At 35.4% G+C, this 19,366-nt stretch carries 18 protein-coding genes, 1 pseudogene and 1 other annotated feature; of the genes and pseudogenes, 12 read left to right on the top strand and 7 right to left on the bottom strand.

What is annotated here, in order from left to right:
* Positions 1-367 precede the first annotated feature (367 nt).
* The 6 genes from FH036_RS25765 to FH036_RS25740 all read left to right on the top strand — a co-directional run bounded on the left by FH036_RS25765 (position 368) and on the right by FH036_RS25740 (position 5,122).
* Positions 368-811, top strand: coding sequence for a DUF3978 domain-containing protein (locus FH036_RS25765; protein WP_000388752.1), 444 nt, complete (start codon positions 368-370; stop codon positions 809-811).
* Between the two features lie 30 nt (positions 812-841).
* Entirely contained in the window at positions 842-1,303 is a 462-nt protein-coding gene (locus tag FH036_RS25760) for a L,D-transpeptidase (protein ID WP_000735065.1), read from the top strand.
* A gap of 364 nt (positions 1,304-1,667) precedes the next feature.
* Complete coding sequence (locus FH036_RS25755) at positions 1,668-2,333, top strand: response regulator transcription factor (protein ID WP_000148833.1); 666 nt, start codon at positions 1,668-1,670, stop codon at positions 2,331-2,333.
* A complete protein-coding gene (locus FH036_RS25750; RefSeq protein ID WP_000201970.1) occupies positions 2,311-3,753 on the top strand; it encodes a sensor histidine kinase in 1,443 nt (480 codons plus the stop codon). The genes FH036_RS25755 and FH036_RS25750 overlap by 23 nt, the downstream gene beginning before the upstream one ends.
* A gap of 139 nt (positions 3,754-3,892) precedes the next feature.
* Positions 3,893-4,795, top strand: coding sequence for an EamA family transporter (locus FH036_RS25745; protein ID WP_000410500.1), 903 nt, complete (start codon positions 3,893-3,895; stop codon positions 4,793-4,795).
* Between the two features lie 72 nt (positions 4,796-4,867).
* On the top strand, positions 4,868-5,122 hold the full coding sequence (locus FH036_RS25740) for a hypothetical protein (protein WP_000154154.1): 255 nt from the start codon (positions 4,868-4,870) through the stop codon (positions 5,120-5,122).
* 41 nt (positions 5,123-5,163) lie between these two features.
* On the opposite strand, the pseudogene FH036_RS25735 reads toward FH036_RS25740, so the two are convergent.
* A pseudogene (locus FH036_RS25735) lies at positions 5,164-5,358 on the bottom strand (methionine--tRNA ligase); the annotation flags it as partial.
* A gap of 80 nt (positions 5,359-5,438) precedes the next feature.
* Positions 5,439-5,709: a binding site (T-box leader), on the bottom strand.
* 114 nt (positions 5,710-5,823) lie between these two features.
* Here FH036_RS25735 and FH036_RS25730 point away from each other — a divergent pair.
* The 4 genes from FH036_RS25730 to FH036_RS25715 all read left to right on the top strand — a co-directional run bounded on the left by FH036_RS25730 (position 5,824) and on the right by FH036_RS25715 (position 11,066).
* Positions 5,824-6,642, top strand: a complete 819-nt coding sequence (locus tag FH036_RS25730) for a class I SAM-dependent methyltransferase (RefSeq protein ID WP_001072272.1) — start codon at positions 5,824-5,826, stop codon at positions 6,640-6,642.
* A gap of 413 nt (positions 6,643-7,055) precedes the next feature.
* Positions 7,056-8,750, top strand: coding sequence for a methyl-accepting chemotaxis protein (locus FH036_RS25725; protein WP_138320787.1), 1,695 nt, complete (start codon positions 7,056-7,058; stop codon positions 8,748-8,750).
* Positions 8,751-8,938: 188 nt separating this feature from the next.
* Positions 8,939-10,630, top strand: coding sequence for a methyl-accepting chemotaxis protein (locus FH036_RS25720; RefSeq protein WP_044791148.1), 1,692 nt, complete (start codon positions 8,939-8,941; stop codon positions 10,628-10,630).
* Positions 10,631-10,748: 118 nt separating this feature from the next.
* Positions 10,749-11,066 (top strand): metal-sulfur cluster assembly factor, encoded by a 318-nt coding sequence (locus FH036_RS25715; RefSeq protein WP_000082520.1) that lies wholly within the window; start codon positions 10,749-10,751, stop codon positions 11,064-11,066.
* 100 nt (positions 11,067-11,166) lie between these two features.
* Here the strand turns inward: FH036_RS25715 and nprB are convergent, their stop codons facing one another.
* From nprB to FH036_RS25685, 6 genes are all read right to left on the bottom strand, one after another.
* Complete coding sequence (nprB, locus tag FH036_RS25710) at positions 11,167-12,816, bottom strand: neutral protease NprB (protein ID WP_000745134.1); 1,650 nt, start codon at positions 12,814-12,816, stop codon at positions 11,167-11,169.
* Positions 12,817-12,972: 156 nt separating this feature from the next.
* Positions 12,973-13,671: a pirin family protein gene (locus FH036_RS25705; protein ID WP_139896370.1), complete on the bottom strand. Its 699-nt coding sequence runs from the start codon at positions 13,669-13,671 to the stop codon at positions 12,973-12,975.
* 48 nt (positions 13,672-13,719) lie between these two features.
* A complete protein-coding gene (locus FH036_RS25700) occupies positions 13,720-14,130 on the bottom strand; it encodes a MarR family winged helix-turn-helix transcriptional regulator (protein ID WP_000845456.1) in 411 nt (136 codons plus the stop codon).
* Positions 14,131-14,242: 112 nt separating this feature from the next.
* Complete coding sequence (locus FH036_RS25695; protein WP_042513409.1) at positions 14,243-14,677, bottom strand: DUF3920 family protein; 435 nt, start codon at positions 14,675-14,677, stop codon at positions 14,243-14,245.
* A 164-nt stretch (positions 14,678-14,841) separates the two neighbouring features.
* Positions 14,842-16,041, bottom strand: coding sequence for a cation:proton antiporter (locus FH036_RS25690; RefSeq protein ID WP_044791150.1), 1,200 nt, complete (start codon positions 16,039-16,041; stop codon positions 14,842-14,844).
* A complete protein-coding gene (locus tag FH036_RS25685; RefSeq protein WP_001026067.1) occupies positions 16,042-16,539 on the bottom strand; it encodes a cation:proton antiporter regulatory subunit in 498 nt (165 codons plus the stop codon).
* Between the two features lie 409 nt (positions 16,540-16,948).
* On the opposite strand from FH036_RS25685, the gene FH036_RS25680 reads away from it, so the two are divergent.
* Both FH036_RS25680 and FH036_RS25675 read left to right on the top strand, forming a co-directional pair.
* Entirely contained in the window at positions 16,949-18,382 is a 1,434-nt protein-coding gene (locus FH036_RS25680) for an alanine/glycine:cation symporter family protein (RefSeq protein ID WP_000227569.1), read from the top strand.
* 336 nt (positions 18,383-18,718) lie between these two features.
* On the top strand, positions 18,719-19,159 hold the full coding sequence (locus FH036_RS25675) for a Dps family protein (protein ID WP_001041889.1): 441 nt from the start codon (positions 18,719-18,721) through the stop codon (positions 19,157-19,159).
* The last annotated feature ends 207 nt before the right edge of the window (positions 19,160-19,366 follow it).

The raw sequence follows: 19,366 nt of genomic DNA, 5'->3' as shown, positions 1-19,366 counted from the left end.
ATATTGTATAAAAAAATTGTCGAAATAACTATCACAATAGCTTACATTTTTATTACATTTTTGTAAGACTCTCACTAAACTTTTACGTTCATTATGTACTCTCATTTTAAAACAATTTAACAAGTATACACTGCGAAAAATGAGGGCCTTAATATGCACTTTTTATCCATTTTTTAACACTTGAAAATCGTTATATTTTGTTCTTAATAAAAAACCACTACAAACTCATACTAACTTCATATTAGCTTCATATACGTATTGTAAGATTATATCGGAATTTGTTGAAAAATTTAACCAATATATGACTAAACATTAATTTGAATAAATATTAATCGCTTTTCGAAATTGAAAAAAGGGTGAATAAAAAATGGAAGCTTATAAAATGCACGATTTTATTAATACAAATGTTGAATCTCACCAAAATGAAACCGTTTTTAATTTACACATATGTGAAACAAATGAATTTGACGTAAGTTTAACAAAGTCTACAACACTATCTTTTATCGTTTCAAAAAAGAACATTAAGATTGTTACGAAAAAATGGATTAATTCAAATCAAGAAAGCATGATTGGCAAAAGCTACATCATTCCAACGAAAGCTTTTCACTACTTCTTACCAATTATTTCTGAAACGGAAGATGAATTAAATATTCAAGTTCAAAGTTTTGGACTACATGGCGAACTTTTATTAAATGAAAGATTACTTATTGATAAAAACAACAAACACAATGCCAAAATTACTACCTTCTTTGAAACATTAGATGAAAATGTAAATAAAGTATTACGAGGATTGCAAATTCATTGTATGTAAGACTATTACAATAGTAAAAAGGAGAATAAAATGAAAAAACTATTATTAAGCGCACTATTATCATTAGGAGTTTTAACTATTCCATTCACAAATGCTGAGGCAGCTACAACAAATGACCAGCTTATCGTGAATACACAGTTAAATAAAATGGATTACTATCAAAACGGAAAATTCATAAAAAGTTTTACTGTCGCTACTGGAAAAGCAGCTACTCCTACACCTAAAGGTACTTTTCAAATCGTAAATAAAATTAAAAATCGCCCTTATTACACAGGCAAAATTAAAGGCGGCGATCCACGTAATCCGCTTGGTGACCGTTGGCTCGGACTAAACATGGCAGGAACTTACGGAACAACTTATGCGATTCATGGTACGAACAATAATCAGGCAATTGGTAAGTGGACAACACTAGGTTGTATTCGTATGTATAACAATGATATACACTGGTTATTTGAGCGTATTCCCCAGCAAGCTACTGTCACTGTAAAATAACCTCAAAGCGCGATTTACGTGTAGCCAAGAATTTTATGTCTTGGCTTATTTTATTTCTTCATTTACAGTAGCAAAACAACTGTATTTACATATATAATAGGAATAGATTGTGTTAGGTAACATCCAAACATTGATAAACATGGATATTAAAATTATACAGTTATAATATTTTATAAATTTTATAATACATACTATAATAGAATTACTGTAATTCTTAAATATTCAGTTTCACTAAACAACTCCCCTTGCTACTTTCATGATTATTTTATGGCAGGGGCTTATTATATGTATAAACAATCTGAGTCATCGGAAAAATGATGAATTCGAATATTGCAGTTAAAAGCGTTATTTAGGAGGTGTTACTATGACGCATATACTGGTGATTGAAGACAACCCAGATATACAAGAACTAATTCGTGAATTTCTAATGGCACAAAACTTTACTGTTGATGTCGTTGGTGCTGGAACAGAAGGTATACTTCTTTTCCAAAAAAATTCATACGATCTTGTCCTCCTTGATGTGATGTTACCAGATATAGATGGCTATAGTATTTGTAAAATTATGCGAGGACAATCTGATGTACCAATCATTATGTTAACAGGCTTACATAATGAAGAAAGTGAAATTAAAGGATTTGAATTAGGTATTGATGACTATATTACGAAACCGTTCCATTACACCGTATTTATTAAACGTGTAGAAGCTGTATTAAGAAGGGCAGCAACGAAGGAAGCCGAAGCTGCGACTATACTACAATTCCATGAATTGATGTTAAATTCTACAGCATACGCCGCTTATGTTCATGGTAATCAAATTGAATTGACAACAAAAGAATTTGAAATTATTTATACTTTACTGCAAAATCGAGGAAAAGTATTATCAAGAAGTGATTTGTTGAATAAGGTATGGGGCTATGAACATTATGGTGATGTAAGAGTTATAGATACACACATTAAAAACTTACGAAAAAAATTAGGAATTCCTTATATTAAAACGGTGAAAGGCATTGGCTACAAAATCGAATCGTAGCAAAGACAACATCACCAAAAATATTTTCATCAAAACCTTATTATTTTGTATTCTTTTATCACTTTGTCTTTATCAAGTTATTTACTTCTTAGCTTCAAACTACGATAAAGAACGTTTTGCGAAAGAAAATGGAACGCATACTACAGAACAAGCGGATTCAGATGAACAAAACGACCAAAGTAAAATGAATCAAAATAAAGCTGTATCACAGGGGGATATGTTTAATTTCCAATCTTCTATTATAGATTATAATTCTCTCTCTACAGCTATCAACCATCTTTTGCAGCCTAGCCAAACTGCAAAAGCAAAAGAACATACTCAAAATATTTCGGGGAAAAATAGCGCTTCTGCTCCATCTACAGAAACGGAAAAGCAAGTCGCTACTAATGATGCCTTACATAAACAAAATGCAGCAAGTAAAGCAAATGATGCACAAGATGATCCAAAATTAACAGACGCACTGCAGCAGTTAGCTCCACATATTGGCGCGACAATGCTTGCATTATCTTTGCTCGGATCTTTAATTTATGCAAAACTAATTGCTAAACCTTTTCAATATATGAGTGATGCTTTAAAAGATATTATGAATCTTGATTTCTCAGATAAAAAGCTACTCAACAAAAATACGGATCAAACAGATTTTGATTTACAAGTAGCTGCTTCACAAGTACCAAATATAGTGAAGAATTTACATGCAAGCAATCAAGATTTAAGAAATGAACTCAAAAAGGAACAACAATTAGAACAATCTCGTAAAGAATTTATGTCTATGGTTTCCCATGAATTAAAAACACCAATCGCAGCCGTTATGGGACAACTAGATGGCATGATTCACGGAATTGGAGCTTATAAAGATAGAGATAAATATTTAAAACGTTCCTATGAAATGATGCAAGACATTAACATATTAACGGAAAAAATGTCGGAATTATCCAAAATACAAAACCCTCAATTTAAACCTGATTTAAAAGTTATCTCCTTAACTAATATTATTGAGGACGTTATGAAGAAAGTAGATTATTTCGTATCTGTAAAGCAGTTAAATGTTCAATCTAACATTAAACAAGATGTACAAGTTTTAGCTGATCCTAAATTTATTCAAACTGCCATTTTTAACATTATTTCAAATGCAATTCATTATACAATTGACCATCAGCATGTATATATAAAGCTTTATGAAAAGCCAAACGGTTACGCATTAGAAGTATTAAATACAGGTTCACAAATAGATGAGGATAAACTTGCCCATTTATTTGAGCCATTCTATCGCGCAAACCCTGACAAACATGGCTTAGTACAAGGCAGTGGTCTTGGGTTATACATTGTAAAACAAATACTAGATAAACATCAATTTCCTTATGGTATACAAAACACGCCTCAAGGTGTAAAATGTTCTATTGTATTCCCAAAAGCAATGTAAAAACCTACTACAATTTCATATCCCAAATTCATACTTCGTATGAGTGGCGGAATTTTGTAGAGTATATGACTCTGTTTCGTTCGCCCGTTATCCTTATTTGGATAGCGGGCGTTTTTTATTATGTAAAAGGAGGATTTTCATGGAGAAATTTAAGTATTCATTACTCGTTTTATTCGGAGCTTGTAGCTACGGCGTACTTTCAACTATTTTCAAACTCGGATTCATTGATGGATTTTCAGCCCATCAACTATTAGGAGGTCAATATGTCTTCGGGTGGATCGGTCTTCTTCTGCTCGTTCTTTTCGTTTCACGTCATAAAGTAACAAAAAAGCAATTCTTTTCCTTACTAACAGTTGGCACAACGATGAGTATGACCGGTATCTTCTACGCTATTTCTGTAGAAGAACTACCAGCATCTATCGCTGTCGTCCTACTTTTCCAGTTCACATGGATTGGTGTTGTTATTGAAGCAATTGCAAACCGAACATTTCCAAGCCGTGAGAAAGTTATATCTATCATTATTTTATTTACTGGTACATTGTTTGCAGGCGGTGTCTTTGAAGGCCTCGGGCAAAGCTTTTCCACGAAAGGTATGATCTTTGGTCTATTAGCCGCTGTCTCTTTTTCATTCTATGTTTTTGCAAGCGGGCGTGTTGCTACAGAAGTTCCGCCTTATACGAAAAGCTTTCTTATGACAACAAGCGCTACTCTTATCGTATGCCTATTCTTCCCGCCAACCTTTTTAACCGATGGTGCCCTGCAAGCCGGCCTTTGGAAATATGCTTTCTTCCTCGGGTTGTTCGGCGTTGTCGTACCTGTCATTTGTTTTTCAATTGGTGTACCGAAAGTAGGAACAGGACTTGGTACAATACTAGGAGCAGCTGAATTACCAACCGCCATTATCGCTTCTATTACACTTGTACATGAAGTCGTAACGTTTATGCAGTGGATTGGGATCATCTTTATACTACTTGGGATTTTCACTCCTCAGTTACTTACGGCTAGGAAAGAAAAGAATCAGAGTAGCGTGCATAGCGCATGAAAATAGCAACTTGCATATAAATGTAAATGCAGTTACAATGTGATATAATTTTAAATCTATTTGGAGGTATAAATGACTATTTTAAGCGTAGCCTTTTTTGCTATTATGTGTATCTTCTTCCTAATAAGATATATGAAAGAAAAGAAATTTTACGATGTGCTCCTCATTCCCATTTGCATATATGCTGGGGCAGTCAAAACTCCTTTAGTAGAGTACTTAAACTTTAATACCACATTCAAAATAACATATGATATTGCAGCTATTATTCTCGTAATCCTTGCTGTGCTGTTCTTCTTAAAAGATAAGAAAGAGAATCCTACTGCATAACAAAAGACCTTTCATGTATTTGAAAGGTCTTTTTCTCTATCTCACTTTACTGCTCCATATAATTTCTCTATCTCATGCTCAATTTGTTTTACATCAATCCGTTCAAATAGTGGCTGCACGCTATCAATTCTATTCGGCAACGTGTTTTGAGGCTCCCAATTTCGTTTCACAATCGATAATGTGTTTCTAATTTTTTCACTTGAAAATGGTAAAAACGGTTCAAGGAGATTTACATACGGCCAAGCGCCTCCAATAAAAATACTCATCTTACATTCCTCCTTTTAAATATAAAAAGCCCCGCCCCTATCTTAAAAAAGATAAGGGCGGGGCTGTATAAACAGTCGCGGTACCACCTTATTTCGCCAATTACTCACATAATTAGCCTTAACAAGTACGGAGCTATATGCTCTTATACTGTGGTTTTGATAACGAGTACCAACTCTCGTCGCCGCCTACTATTATCATTTGATAAGTTCAGGACGAAGCTCAAAGGCCATTGTTCAAATGAATATTCTTGCTTCTTCTCAGCTACCGAAGCTCTCTGGAAAGAATGTGTTCATCCTACTTTTCCTTTTCAACGCTTTTACGTATAACATGTATTGTACGACTTAATAACAGAAAAATCAAACTTTTATTCAAAAAGAAAAGGAAATCCCATCCTCTCATAGAATACCTATACGTTCACGAAAGGAGTGATATGATTGAATCAAAAACAACTAAGCACACGTAATGAAAAAAGCTGGAATGCAGCTGCTTATGAAGCTTGGACGAATCGCCACGGGGCACCAGCTGATTATGCGAAAAAAATCATGGAAGACCCTATGCGCGAGGTAAATCACTATTTACCTTACATACAATCTCCAACAGGAAAACGTATTATTAATTTACTCGGATCAAAAGGGAATAAAGCTGTTGCTCTCGCTCTTTTAGGAGCTGGCGTAACAGTTGTTGATATTTCAGCAAGTAATGCAAAATATGCAAATGAACTTGCAGAAGCAGCAGGTGTCTCTATACAGTATGTCGTTTCTGATGTATTACATGCGCAGCTCTCCGAATCATTTGATATCGTATTGCTGGAACTCGGTGTACTCCATTATTTTTTAGATTTAAAACCGCTCTTTCAAAAAATTGCTACTTTACTTAAAGAAGATGGAATGCTGATCCTTCGTGACTATCACCCTGTTTACACGAAATTATTAGGAGTCGACCATCCATCATTTCGGGCCAATGGAAATTATTTTGATAAAGAATTAATTGAAGAGGATGTTGCTTATAGCATCCTTCTTACAGAAGCGCAGAAAGAATCGTTACCGAAAACAACCATCCGTCGCTGGACGCTAGGAGAAATTATTACAACACTTGCGGGGGAACATTTTAAAATTGAAAAACTAGTTGAAGAACACGGGCCTCATCAAAGATGGGTCTTCCCTTCTACTGCACCGGAAGGAATGGAAGAGCGTGTGCCGGGTCTCTATACATTAATTGCGACAGCATGCAAAAAAGGATCCCTTCACGGATAGGATCCTTTTTGCATGCTCACGCATATAAGTTGAGGTTGGAGATTACCATAATTCTGTAGAATAGGACACAAGATATTTCAACATTTCGTCTCTGACTTACGTCGTCAAAAAGGGGTATGACCAACATAACGAAGAGTAATGTCTTTAGTTGATACTGATAATCGTTATCAACTAATTAGAAGTATACATGATGTTATTTCAAATTACAATAGCATTTCTCATTTTTATTTATGAATTTTTTGATATACAAATGTATACATTTTAAGAACATTTACTCATATCAATCTGCCATATTCCATTATCTGCTATAATTTTCATTGAACAGATTAATAACTTCATAATGATGTTTTTATTAATTCTGCTCTCGATATTTATAAATTATAATAAACAGTTTTTAAAAGGCAGGGGTAACGATGAAATATGTTAGTATTCGAAAAAAACTACTGTTCACACTCTTAAGCATTTCTTCTTTATTTAGCATTGCTCTTATTGTTATTCTTTCATTCGCTATGAGCCAAGCGAGCGAAATTGAAATGTTAAAAAATGACGTATCCAAAAGAGCAACGATTTTAAAAGAACGCGGTGATTGGTTCCAAGCACAAGTTGCTGGTTTACAAGAATATTTACTATCACATGATCAAAAAGGATTGGATAAATTCAACCGAGAAGGAAAAAAACTAGCTGATACGAGAGAAAAAGTAACAAGTGATAAAAAACTCCCAGAAGGAATGAAAGAAGCCATTTTAATGGGCGGAAAATGGCGAAGCGTCATAGATAATGAAGTCCTCCCTCTCGCTCGCGAAGGAAAATGGGACGAAGCATCTAAAATCGCTTTAGCTCAAACCGATTACGTAAACGACCTTTTAAGTCGTTTTACGAAATATGCGAATGAAGAAAATGATAAACGTGACGCATTAATTGCTGACGTGGAATCTTCTTCATCCCTTATTCAATATATTATCTTCTTCTCACTCATTACATGTACAGTAACGTCTATTTTATTAGCATGGTGGTTCTCTGGTAAGCTCGTTAAACCGATACGACAAATTGATGAGAAATTAAAAGAATTAGCTTCGCAAGATGGTGATTTAACTGCTAGATTGCATGTAACGAGTAAAGATGAAATTGGTGATATCGCCAATTCCTTTAATCAAATGCTCGCTAATTTACAACGTATAATAAAACAAGTGCAACAAACATCAACAAGTGTAAAAGAAGCATCTGAAAATGTGTTTATCGAAACAACTGCTTCTATGGAAAATACAGCAAAAACTGAGGAAACTATGAATGCTCTTGAGCATAATATTCGTTCACAAGTCTCCAGCATCGAAGAAAGTTCAACTGCAATGGACGATATGGCAACGAGTGTTCAACGTATTGCAGAATCCGCCTCTTCTGTTGCTAGCCTAGCTGTTACGACTTCAGAAAAAGCTGATAGTGGGAATAAAGTCATTGAGAAATCTATTACACAAATGCATACCATTAATGAAGCTGTGAACGCTACATCACAAGTAGTAGAACGACTCATTACACATACAAATCATATTGATACTGCACTTCAATCTATTTCTAATATCGCGGAACAAACGAATTTACTCGCTTTAAATGCTTCCATTGAAGCGGCTCGTGCTGGTGAACATGGAAAAGGCTTCGCTGTTGTTGCCGATGAAGTACGAAAGCTTGCTGAACAATCTCAGCTAGCAGCAACTGATATTAACCATTTACTTCATCAAATTCAAGCAGATACAAAAATAGCAAATGAAATGATGACGCAAGGTCAGTCAGAGGCTTCTGAAGGCATTACAGTCATTCGTACTGCTGGATCTTCATTCTCAGAAATTGTTAACCACATTAACAAAGTTTCTACACAAATGCAGGAGGTGTCTGCAACTGCTGAAGAAATGGCCGCAAGTTCTGAAGAAATGAATGCAGCTTTAAATAACATCGCTTCTATTTCAAATGAAGTTGCCGCCGAAACATCACAAACAGCAACTTCAGCTGGTGACCAAGTAAACAAAATGAGTGTCGTTGCTAAAAAAGCATCTGAAATGAAAACGACCGTACAAGAACTTGAAGTCCTCGTTTCCCATTTTAAAACAAATGCTTAAAGTGAAAAAAGAGAGATTTACAATCTCTCTTTTTTCACTTTAAAATATCTCTTTCTATCTCTCATTCCGTCTGCTATAATTCCTAAAGGAAAGAAGAAAGCTTTATTCCAAACGGAGTAAAGCTTTCTTTCAATTTTTTACATTAATTAATTCTAATACTATGATTTCACAAAGGAGGATTTTATGATATGAGTTTTATTAGCATTCGAAAAAAACTAATGTTCATGATGGGAACGATTTGCGCTTTATTTGGAATCGCCTTAGCTTTTATTTTGTTTTTTGCTATTGATCAATCTCGTCAAGCTGAAGCATTACAAAAAGAGATTTCCCCCCTTGCAACACAATTAAAAGAGCGCGGGGATGCTTATCAAGTACAGCTCTCTGCTTTAAGAGGGTATTTATTACAACATGATCAAGTTGAATTAGACAAATTTAACGAAATGAGTAAACTTCTTGAAGATAAGAAAGATGAGCTTCTTTCTTATCCTAACCTTTCTCAATCTGTAAAAAATACAATGGAATCAGGATCCACTTGGAGAAAATTCATTGAAGAGAAAGTTTTCACTCTTGCAAAAGAACAAAAGTGGGAAGAGGCCCTGCAAGTAGCTTATGCAGAAAATGGTACTGTATATAAAGTAATTGGTGACTTCACAAATTACAGTAATGAACAAGCTAAGTTACGTGATCAATCTATTAAAAAAATTGATCAATCTTCACTACAAATTGAATATGTTATTTTCTTATCACTTGTTATTTGTATTATTGTAGCTATGATTCTTGCATGGTGGTTCTCTGGTAAACTTGTAAAACCAATTCAACAAATTGATGGTAAACTAAAAGAATTATCATCTCAAGAAGGTGACTTAACAGCCCGCCTACAAGTAAATAGTAATGATGAAATTGGTACGATCGCAACATCATTTAATAAAATGTTAGAAAACCTACAACATATCATTAACCGTGTTCAAAAAACATCTGTAGAAGTACAAAACGCTTCTGAAAATATGCTAGAAAAGACGAATATATCACGTGAGGCAACAATAAAAGTTCAAAGCTCGATGTCTAGCTTAAATGCAAGTATTCAATCACAATCTGCTAGCATGGAAGAAAGCTCAACTGCAATGGACGATATGACAGTAAGTGTTCAGCGCATTGCTGAATCTGCTTCATCTGTAACTGAACTTGCTGTAGCTACATCTGAACAAGCTAACGATGGAAATACTGTTATTCAAAAATCTGTTTCACAAATGACAACGATACACGACGCGGTAAATGCTACATCAGAAGTGGTCGAACGTCTAATCACTCATACAAAATATATTGATACAGCTGTACAATCTATTTCTAATATTGCAGAACAAACAAACTTACTTGCTTTAAACGCCTCTATTGAAGCAGCTCGTGCTGGCGAACAAGGAAAAGGTTTCGCTGTCGTGGCTGACGAAGTTCGAAAACTTGCTGAACAATCTAAAACAGCGGCAACAGATATTAACCAGCTACTACATCAAATTCAACAAGACACTGAAACTGCTAACTCTATGATGTCACAAGGCCGTTCGGAAGCATCTGAAGGCATTCATGTTATTCGCGAAGCTGGCAATTCTTTCACAACAATTGTAGAACAAGTAAACAAAGTATCTACTCAAATGCAAGACATCTCAGCAACTGCTGAAGAAATGGCTGCAAGTGCTGAAGAAATGAACGCTTCACTGAATAACATCGCTTCTATTTCTACTGAAGTATCTAGTGAAACAGCGGCAACAGCACAATCTGCTGAGAAAAAAGTCGTTACGATGAATGAGATGACACAAACAGCTAAAAAAATGAAACAAACAGTTGAAGAATTAGATCAACTCGTATCTCATTTTAAAACTGAATAGCCATTCCAAAAATATTCCTCTTCCAAGAGGAATATTTTTTTGAGCTCATTTCCTGCACTTTATACATATATCCGTTATAATGAGAATCGATATCATTAATATGTAGGGGGTGCTACACATGTCACAACAAGCATTTGAAGAAAAGTTATATGCAAACTTAGAAGCTGTTATTGACCCTGAACTCGGTGTTGATATTATTAATCTTGGATTAGTTTATGACGTTACAGCAGATGAAAATAATAATGCTATCATTACGATGACGATGACTTCTATCGGTTGTCCAATGGCTGGGCAAATTGTATCAGACGTTAAAAAAGTATTATCAACGAACGTACCTGAAGTCAATGAAATAGAAGTAAATGTCGTTTGGAATCCACCATGGTCGAAAGAACGCATGTCACGTATGGCGAAAATTGCATTAGGTATTCGCGACTAAATAAAGTGAAACTTGAATCAGTGGGGGGTTCCTCATCCCCACTGCCCATAAAAGCGGGATAAAGAAAGACCTGACATCCTAGTCAGGTCTTTTTCTCTTATTATTTTACGCCTACTGCATCATAAGCTTTCGTTACAGCTTGTACAGCTTTAGAGTTTTTACCATATAAATCTTCAGCTGACTGAAGTGCTGCTTGACGCATCATCTTAAAGTCAGAGTTTGCAGTTAAATATTTCGTAAGAGCACGGTAATAAATTTTTTCTGTCGCTTCACGGCCTACTCCTGTTACTTTCACGCCGTAATGCTCCCCGCCTTCAGATACTAAGTATGCAGCTTTATTGTTAATGCTACTGTTAATATGAACGCCGCCATTATCAGCTGTTCCAGTGTAGCGTTTATTGTAATGATCTGGGTAACCTTCACCTGGTTTTAATGGGTTTGGAATAGACGCTGGATCTTTCAATGAACGAAGTGCATCACCAGGTTTACCAGGTGTATAAATGTCAGCACCTAAATCCCAGCTCTTCTTCTCAACCATAACACCCATAATATCAGATAACGATTCATTTAACGCACCCGGCTCATTTTTATAAACAAGATTTGCTGTATGCTCAGTGACAGCATGCGTTAATTCGTGACCGATAACATCTAGTCCAGCAGATAATGGAATGAATGTTTTACCATCGCCATCACCATACATCATTTGCACACCGTTCCAAGCTGCGTTATTCCAGCTTTCTCCAACGTGAACAGTAGAAATTAGCTTTGCACCTTTATCATCGAAAGAGTTACGATTAAATGTCTTTTTGTAGTAATCATACACTTTTCCTGCATTTACATGCGCATCAACTGCAGCTTTATCTTCGAAGAACTTAGATTTACTTTCAACTTCTTCTCCTGTATATCCAAGCCATTGCGAGAATAAATTAAACAAGTTTTCATCCATATTTTCTGCGTCAAATGTATGAATACCTTGTCCTCGTTTACCATCAAACAAGTTGAATTGTCCTGTTTTCTCATCTTGAGCAATTTCAAATGATTGTCTAGCACCTAATACTCCGTAACCAAATCCAGTAATGTGATCTACAGCGTTATATTTCTCAATCACATTTCCATTTGTCGCATCAACAAAATAATGCCAATACCCTGGAGCTGGCTTTGAAATCGATGCTTTCACTAAGTATGCAAGATAGTAATTTCCATCTTTTTCATACACATATAAATCTTTTTTCACACCGTCATAATTCTTTACTTTACCAACTTCTTTTTCAATATCTGCCTTTGCAATTGTTTCTGCTTGCTCTGCACTAATCTTTGCAAATGCAGGAATATTTTTATCCTCTAAATTCGGAATAACTTGTCCGAAGAATGCTTTTACATTATTCTCTTTATCTAGTGTAACTGTTTGATCTGAACCGTACACAGGAATGTTATTATGTTTCTCAACTAGCTTCACGTGTGTTGTACCGGATTCAGCATCTTTTTCTTCCCCAACGACATTAAAGTGTTTATCAATATTTCCTGCTAATTTGAACATATCTTTCTTACTCTCTAAATATTGAAAGACCGTTTCTTTTTTATCTAGTCCTTCCGGTGCTTTCCATTCTTCACCTATGTATGCAGGCGTTTTAAATTCTTGATGGTATTGAATTTTTTGTTCTTCCGCTTTCGTTGTCGTTGCTCCAAATGTTCCAAATCCCCCGGCGATAACAGTTAACGCTAATGCTGATGAAATGACTTGCTTTTTCACTATAACATTCCCCATTCCCTAAAGATTTTTGACACTTTTATACAATTCTTATTTTTTTAGCTAATACCTTTTTCCATAATTTGAGAAAGTTTTTTCTGACAATTCCACTCAAAAAAAGAGGACATCCTATCGGACGTCCTCTTTTTTATAAACATTTTATTGCTTTTTCAATTCAATTGCTAAATAGTGTGATTGCTCTTTCGCTTCAATATGAATATCTTCTTCAATCGCTTCTGCCGCATCACGCATAACAAGTGTCTCACCATCGATTACACTACTTCCTTCAATTTGAACAACATACAACTGACGACCTTCTTTCACAGGAAAATGAATTTCTTTTCCTGCTTCTAACGATAAAGAATATAAATTCGCATCTTGATGAATTTGAATTGGAGCCTCTCCTTCTAATGGAGATACCATATGGAACCATTCGTTTTCACGCTTACTCCAATCAAATTTAAATTCACCATAGTTTGGCTTATGATCTGCACGGTCTGGTAAAATCCAAATCTGTAATAAACGTAGTGTTTCATTTCCTAAATTATGCTCACTATGAAATACACCTGTGCCAGCACTCATATATTGAACATGTCCTCGCTCAATTGTTCCGCGGTTCCCCATGCTATCTTCATGTGTTAAAGCACCGTCTACAACATACGAAATGATTTCCATATCGCGGTGTGGATGCATATCAAAGCCAGTTTGCGGTGCTACTAGGTCATCATTAATTACACGTAATGCACCAAAGTTCATGTTATTAGGATTATAATAATTTGCAAAGGAAAAATGAAAATGTGTATTTAACCAACCGTGATTTGCTCTTCCCATATTTTTATGATCAACTTTTCTAAACATACCCTTCACCTCATATTATCTCGAATTCAAGATTTATTTTAAAATTTTTTACTGTAACTTTTTTAGTAATTGTAATAATTGATGTTGTTCTTCTACATTTAAATTTTGAAACTGCTCCGCTTGAAATGTTTCTTGAGGCGGGACGATTTCTTCATATAAAGCTTTTCCCTTTTCAGTTAACGAAATATATTTTGTAGTACCTTCTTGTTCACGACGAATCCACTCGAGTTGCTCCATTTTATTTAAAAGCTGCGTAATATTACCCTTCGTAACAAATAGCTTATTTCCAAGCTCTTGCTGCGTTAAACGATCATGCCCTCCAACTTGAGCTAGTACATCAAACTGCGCGGCAGATACATTCCATTCTTTCAAATGCTGATTCGTCTCACGAATACTTTTATTATAAAAACGTGATAAACGAAACCATAGTAGTAAACCTAGTCTATCTTCTGTTTTCATTTCATCACCTCGCTCGTTTTATACCATTAGTTTAGAACTAAACTTTATAAAAGTCAATTACTTATTTTTAGTAAGAAACAAAGAAAGCACAGCGTCATTTCTCCACTATGCTTTACATTAACTTTCTATTTTTATATTCATCCAGCTTCCTCTCCGCGAACTTTCTCGCATCTTTCTCAATCCATCTATCTTCGTACAATTCACTTCCAACATACAATACATCTCTCTTATGTTGCATCGCATGACGAAATTCATGCAGCAGTGTTTTGAGCACTTGCTCATACTCTTCCCACATACAAACAAAAATTAATTGTTTTTCTTTATGATAAAAACCACCTATCGGGAATAGAAACTCTTCCTCCTCTTCCCCTAATGATCGAAGTACATGATTCGCATCACACGTATCACAAAAAATAACTGGCGTTTTACATATTTCAATAAGTGAAAACAAATCATCTCTAAGCCTTTTGACATCCCAAGGAAGCTCCGAATCCAACACATACCAATTCTCCACTTGTTGATATACATTTTGAAACTGGAGTTCCATTTCTCTTTATTCCCCTTTCCAAGCACCTTTTTCTATATGTATGCCACAATATGGTAAATATTAAACGTATTCTTTCATCCTTAAAAAAATGCCAATAAAAAAAGGGATCTATGTCGACATAGATCCCTTTTTCATACATATTTTGTACTTTGATTTTTAAAAATTTAGCTCTTCTTCATATCCCACTTAAAGACTTTATTTAAAAATTTATATACATTCTTTGACTCTTTCGTCAGAAGTGGACCTAAGATAGATAGTATAAGCACGTATAGTGCTGAAAATGGCTTCAAGACTGACATTAAACCACCAGCGATACCGATATTGGCCATAATGATGGAGAATTCTCCTCTTGAAACGATTGTTAATCCAATATTTGTTGACGCTTTATGAGATAATCCAGCTTGTCGTCCTGCAATCATCCCTGCTATAAAGTTTCCGATGATTGTAAGAAGGACAGCACCTAACGTTAACCATATCGCTCCGCCCAGTGAGAACGGATCAATGCTTAATCCGAAACTGAAGAAGAAAATAGCTCCGAAAAAATCTCTAAATGGAACAACGAGATGTTCAATTCTGTCACTATGCTCTGTCTCAGAGAAAACTAACCCTAAAAGAAGTGCTCCAATTGCTTCAGCAACGTGAATTGTTTCCGAAAATCCTGCAATAAAGAATAATGAAGCAAATACTACAATAATGAAAATTTCATCCGAACTAATATTGAGCAATTTATTTAATAACGGCGTCGCCTTTCTAGCTACAATAAAGAATAGAAGCATATATCCTAAAGCAATTCCAATTGAAGTAAGGGCACCCAAGAATGAAGCGTGATCCCCTAGAACTAATCCAGAAACGACTGATAAATATACAGCCAGGAATATATCTTCGAACATGATAATTCCTAAAATTAATTCGGTCTCATTATTACCAGTTCTTCTTAAATCCACTAACACCTTTGCAACGATAGCGCTAGAAGAAATCGTAATAATCCCCGCAATAATTAAGATTTCTAGTAAAGGGAATCCCATTATAAATCCGTACAATAACCCAAGTGAAAAGTTAATTAAAATATAGATCGTTCCGCCAATCGCAATAGAACGTCCAGATTTAATTAGTTTTTTCATCGAAAATTCTAGTCCTAGATAGAACAGAAGGAACAGAACGCCAATCCGTCCAAGAAACGAAATGACATTTGCACTTTCAATAAACTTGAAATCGATCACACCTATTGTCGGCGCGTGTGGCCCCACTAACATTCCAAGAACAATTAGAAACGGAATGACTGAGAATTTAAACTTTCCAGCAATTACTGCCGCAATTGCAACTAATACTAACGCTGTACCCACTTCAAAAATTAACGTATCCATCTAGTCAGTCCCCCTATTCGAAAGTAACTCATTAATAATTTTTTTAATTTCTTCTCTCTCGCCTGAAACTACAAGCATATCGCCTTCCTCAATTACTGTTTCTGGTCCTGGATTAAATAGCTTTTTCATATTCTTTTTCATAACTGCAATAATCGTTACGCTATAGTTTTTTCTTATTTCAAGATCACCAATTGTTTTTCCAATTGCTGGCGCTGCATTCTCTACTTTAAACCACTCAATCGCTAAACCTTCAAAGACCATTTCAACATTTTCTAATGCTCTAGGTTTATACACCATTCCACCTAATATTGCTGCAATTTGTCTCGCCTCTGAGTCACGTAATGAAATACTTGAGATACTTTCTTCATGGTCTGAATCAAAATGATACATTTCTCTACGCCCGTCATCATGAATAACAATCACCATCTTCTCGTTACCTTTCGTAACGATTTGAAACTTATAACCAATACCCGGAAGTTCACTTTCTCTAATATTCATATTTAGCTCCTCCACAACATTTTTATTTAAATTTTCTGTTTTTCTGTCTTTTATTCATCCAATCAACTTTAGAAACTCTAACCATTCAGGATACCTATGATTTGGAAATCTTTTATTGTAATAATAAGTGGCTCCTAAAAAGATACTTAAAGATGTAATGATAAAAAATATATTACTTCTCATTTTCAAACTCTTAAGGCTTACTTTCCATAAAGTTTCTTCTTTCAAATCATCCCCTCTTTCTCGCTTTACATTTAGTTTTTTAAAATGTAAATAATTCTAAAAATATTATGATGTAACATAATCATAACATAAAATAACTTTAAGTAACATAATTTTTTAGAAAAATTGATTCTCGTATATTTTTTGCATATAATTTTCTTATTACGGAAAAAAGGAAGTGTATTATATGGTTGATATCTTTAGCAGATTCCTTGAGGTAACGAATAATATTTTATGGTCATATATTCTTATTGCAATGCTAATCGGCTTCGGTCTTTATTTCTCTTTTAAATTGAAGTTTGTCCAAATTACTCATTTCGGTGAGATGGTCGGTTTAATTAGTAAAGGATTTAATCGAAAAGAAAAAAAGAAAGATAGTATCTCCCCGTTCCAGGCATTTTGCTTAAGTGCAGCTGCACGTATCGGTATCGGAAACTTAGCTGGTGTAGCATTAGCTATCTCAATGGGCGGACCTGGCGCAGTATTTTGGATGTGGTTTATCGCTATCCTTGGAGCAGCTACTAGTTTCGTAGAATGTACGCTCGCGCAAATTTATAAAGTAAAAGATGGAAGCAGATTCCGTGGTGGCCCAGCATATTATATGGAAAAAGGATTAAACAAACGCTGGATGGGTGTTTGGTTCTCACTTCTTATTACAGTTGCGTACGGATTAATTTTCAACTCTGTACAAGCAAACACAGTAACAATAGCATTTGAAAATGCTTTTGGACTAGAGCGAACGATCGTAGGAGCTCTATTAGCTTTATTAGTTGCAGTTATTATTTTCGGTGGTATTAAGAGCATTTCACGTATTACGGAAATGATTGTTCCTCCAATGGCAATCATTTATATTGGTGTGGCTATTTTTGTTGTTATTAACAACTTTACTATGTTACCAAGCATTTTTATGGAAATATTTAATGGTGCATTCGGCTTAGACCAAGCTATCGCTGGTGGTATTGGAGCAGCAATTAAGTTCGGAATTCAGCGCGGTCTATTCGCAACAGAAGCAGGTATGGGTAGCTCTCCTAACGCAGCCGCAACATCAGATGTATCTCACCCTGTTAAACAAGGACTTGTTCAAGCATTAGGTGTTTTCGTAGACACGTTCTTAGTATGTACATCAACAGCATTTATCGTATTATGTTCGGGCCTTTACAAAGGAACAAACTTACAAGGTATCGAATTAACACAAAATGCATTAAGTTCACAAATCGGACCATGGGCAAGTACTTTCTTAGCAATTATTATTTTCCTATTCGCGTTCAGTTCTTTACTAGGAAACTACTATTATGGTGAAACAAACATCGCATTTATTAAAGAAAGCAAAACATGGTTAATGATTTATCGCGTTGCAGTTGTCGGAATGGTATTCTTCGGATCAATCGCTGCCCTTCAAACAGTTTGGAGCTTAGCTGATTTATTCATGGGACTAATGGTATTGACAAACTTAATTGCCATCTCATTCCTAAGCAAATTCGCCTATGCAGCATTAGTAGACTATATGAAGCAAAAGAAACAAGGAAAAGATCCTGTTTTCATTGCAAGCTCTATCCCTGGCTTACAAAATACAGAGTGCTGGGATGGACAGGATGTAGAAGAAAAACAGAAGGCTGTGTAACAAATAAAAGCGGAAGCGGCTTGCTCAGAATGTGAGGGGGATGGAGCTTTTGACGTAGAGGCGCTCTTTGCCTCGCAGGAAAAAGCGAAGCCACCGAACATTCTAGCCGCTGAAGCTGGATATCACCTAAAAGCGGAAGCAGCTCGTTTAGAACAACAGCTATATATCAAACAAAATCCCTATTACTTCAACGTAATAGGGATTTTCATGTACAACAGTTCATAATTTGTTCAAATTAATTCCAACAAAAGGGTTGATTTATACGAATTACTACATTATAATTATTATAAATTAGTAATTGATATCACATAACAACTCAAAAGGAGATTGATCATAATGAACAAACAAGTAATCGAAGTATTAAACAAACAAGTAGCAGACTGGAGCGTTTTATTCACAAAATTACACAACTTCCATTGGTACGTAAAAGGACCTCAATTCTTCACATTACATGAGAAATTCGAAGAACTTTACACAGAATCAGCTACTCACATCGATGAAATTGCAGAACGTATTTTAGCAATTGGCGGCAAACCAGTAGCAACAATGAAAGAATACTTAGAAATATCTTCTATTCAAGAAGCAGCATACGGAGAAACTGCAGAAGGGATGGTCGAAGCAATCATGAAAGACTACGAAATGATGCTAGTCGAACTGAAAAAAGGCATGGAAATCGCTCAAGACTCTGATGACGAAATGACATCTGACCTACTACTAGGCATCTACACAGAACTAGAAAAACACGCTTGGATGCTACGCGCGTTCTTGAATCAATAATAGACTTTAAAGCGGAAGCGGCTTGTTCAGAACAGGAGGGCATTGGAGCTCCTGACGAAGAGGCGTTTTTTGCCTCACAGGAAGGCGCGAAATGACCGACTGTTCTAGTCACCGGAGCTGGATATCATTTAAAAGCGGAAGCGGCTCGTTCAGAACAGGAGGGTGTTGGAACTCCTGATTACGAGGCGCTTTTTGCCTCGAATGAAG

The sequence above is a fragment of the Bacillus sp. CD3-5 genome, from assembly GCF_006349665.1.
In the GTDB taxonomy this organism is placed as follows: Bacteria; Bacillota; Bacilli; order Bacillales; family Bacillaceae_G; genus Bacillus_A; species Bacillus_A paranthracis.
The sequence above is the reverse complement of the archived record's forward strand: the minus strand, read 5'-3'. Positions and strand labels throughout refer to the sequence as shown.

What these genes read in the sequence shown, in the direction of transcription:
- FH036_RS25765 (WP_000388752.1), top strand. Translation starts at nt 368, where the DNA reads ATGGAAGCTTATAAAATGCACGATTTTATTAATACAAATGTTGAATCT.
- FH036_RS25740 (WP_000154154.1), top strand. Translation starts at nt 4,868, where the DNA reads ATGACTATTTTAAGCGTAGCCTTTTTTGCTATTATGTGTATCTTCTTC.
- FH036_RS25685 (WP_001026067.1), bottom strand. Translation starts at nt 16,539, where the DNA reads ATGAATATTAGAGAAAGTGAACTTCCGGGTATTGGTTATAAGTTTCAA.
- FH036_RS25715 (WP_000082520.1), top strand. Translation starts at nt 10,749, where the DNA reads ATGTCACAACAAGCATTTGAAGAAAAGTTATATGCAAACTTAGAAGCT.
- FH036_RS25700 (WP_000845456.1), bottom strand. Translation starts at nt 14,130, where the DNA reads ATGAAAACAGAAGATAGACTAGGTTTACTACTATGGTTTCGTTTATCA.
- FH036_RS25745 (WP_000410500.1), top strand. Translation starts at nt 3,893, where the DNA reads ATGGAGAAATTTAAGTATTCATTACTCGTTTTATTCGGAGCTTGTAGC.
- FH036_RS25720 (WP_044791148.1), top strand. Translation starts at nt 8,939, where the DNA reads ATGAGTTTTATTAGCATTCGAAAAAAACTAATGTTCATGATGGGAACG.
- FH036_RS25760 (WP_000735065.1), top strand. Translation starts at nt 842, where the DNA reads ATGAAAAAACTATTATTAAGCGCACTATTATCATTAGGAGTTTTAACT.
- FH036_RS25755 (WP_000148833.1), top strand. Translation starts at nt 1,668, where the DNA reads ATGACGCATATACTGGTGATTGAAGACAACCCAGATATACAAGAACTA.
- FH036_RS25695 (WP_042513409.1), bottom strand. Translation starts at nt 14,677, where the DNA reads ATGGAACTCCAGTTTCAAAATGTATATCAACAAGTGGAGAATTGGTAT.
- FH036_RS25675 (WP_001041889.1), top strand. Translation starts at nt 18,719, where the DNA reads ATGAACAAACAAGTAATCGAAGTATTAAACAAACAAGTAGCAGACTGG.
- FH036_RS25680 (WP_000227569.1), top strand. Translation starts at nt 16,949, where the DNA reads ATGGTTGATATCTTTAGCAGATTCCTTGAGGTAACGAATAATATTTTA.
- FH036_RS25705 (WP_139896370.1), bottom strand. Translation starts at nt 13,671, where the DNA reads ATGTTTAGAAAAGTTGATCATAAAAATATGGGAAGAGCAAATCACGGT.
- FH036_RS25725 (WP_138320787.1), top strand. Translation starts at nt 7,056, where the DNA reads ATGAAATATGTTAGTATTCGAAAAAAACTACTGTTCACACTCTTAAGC.
- FH036_RS25690 (WP_044791150.1), bottom strand. Translation starts at nt 16,041, where the DNA reads ATGGATACGTTAATTTTTGAAGTGGGTACAGCGTTAGTATTAGTTGCA.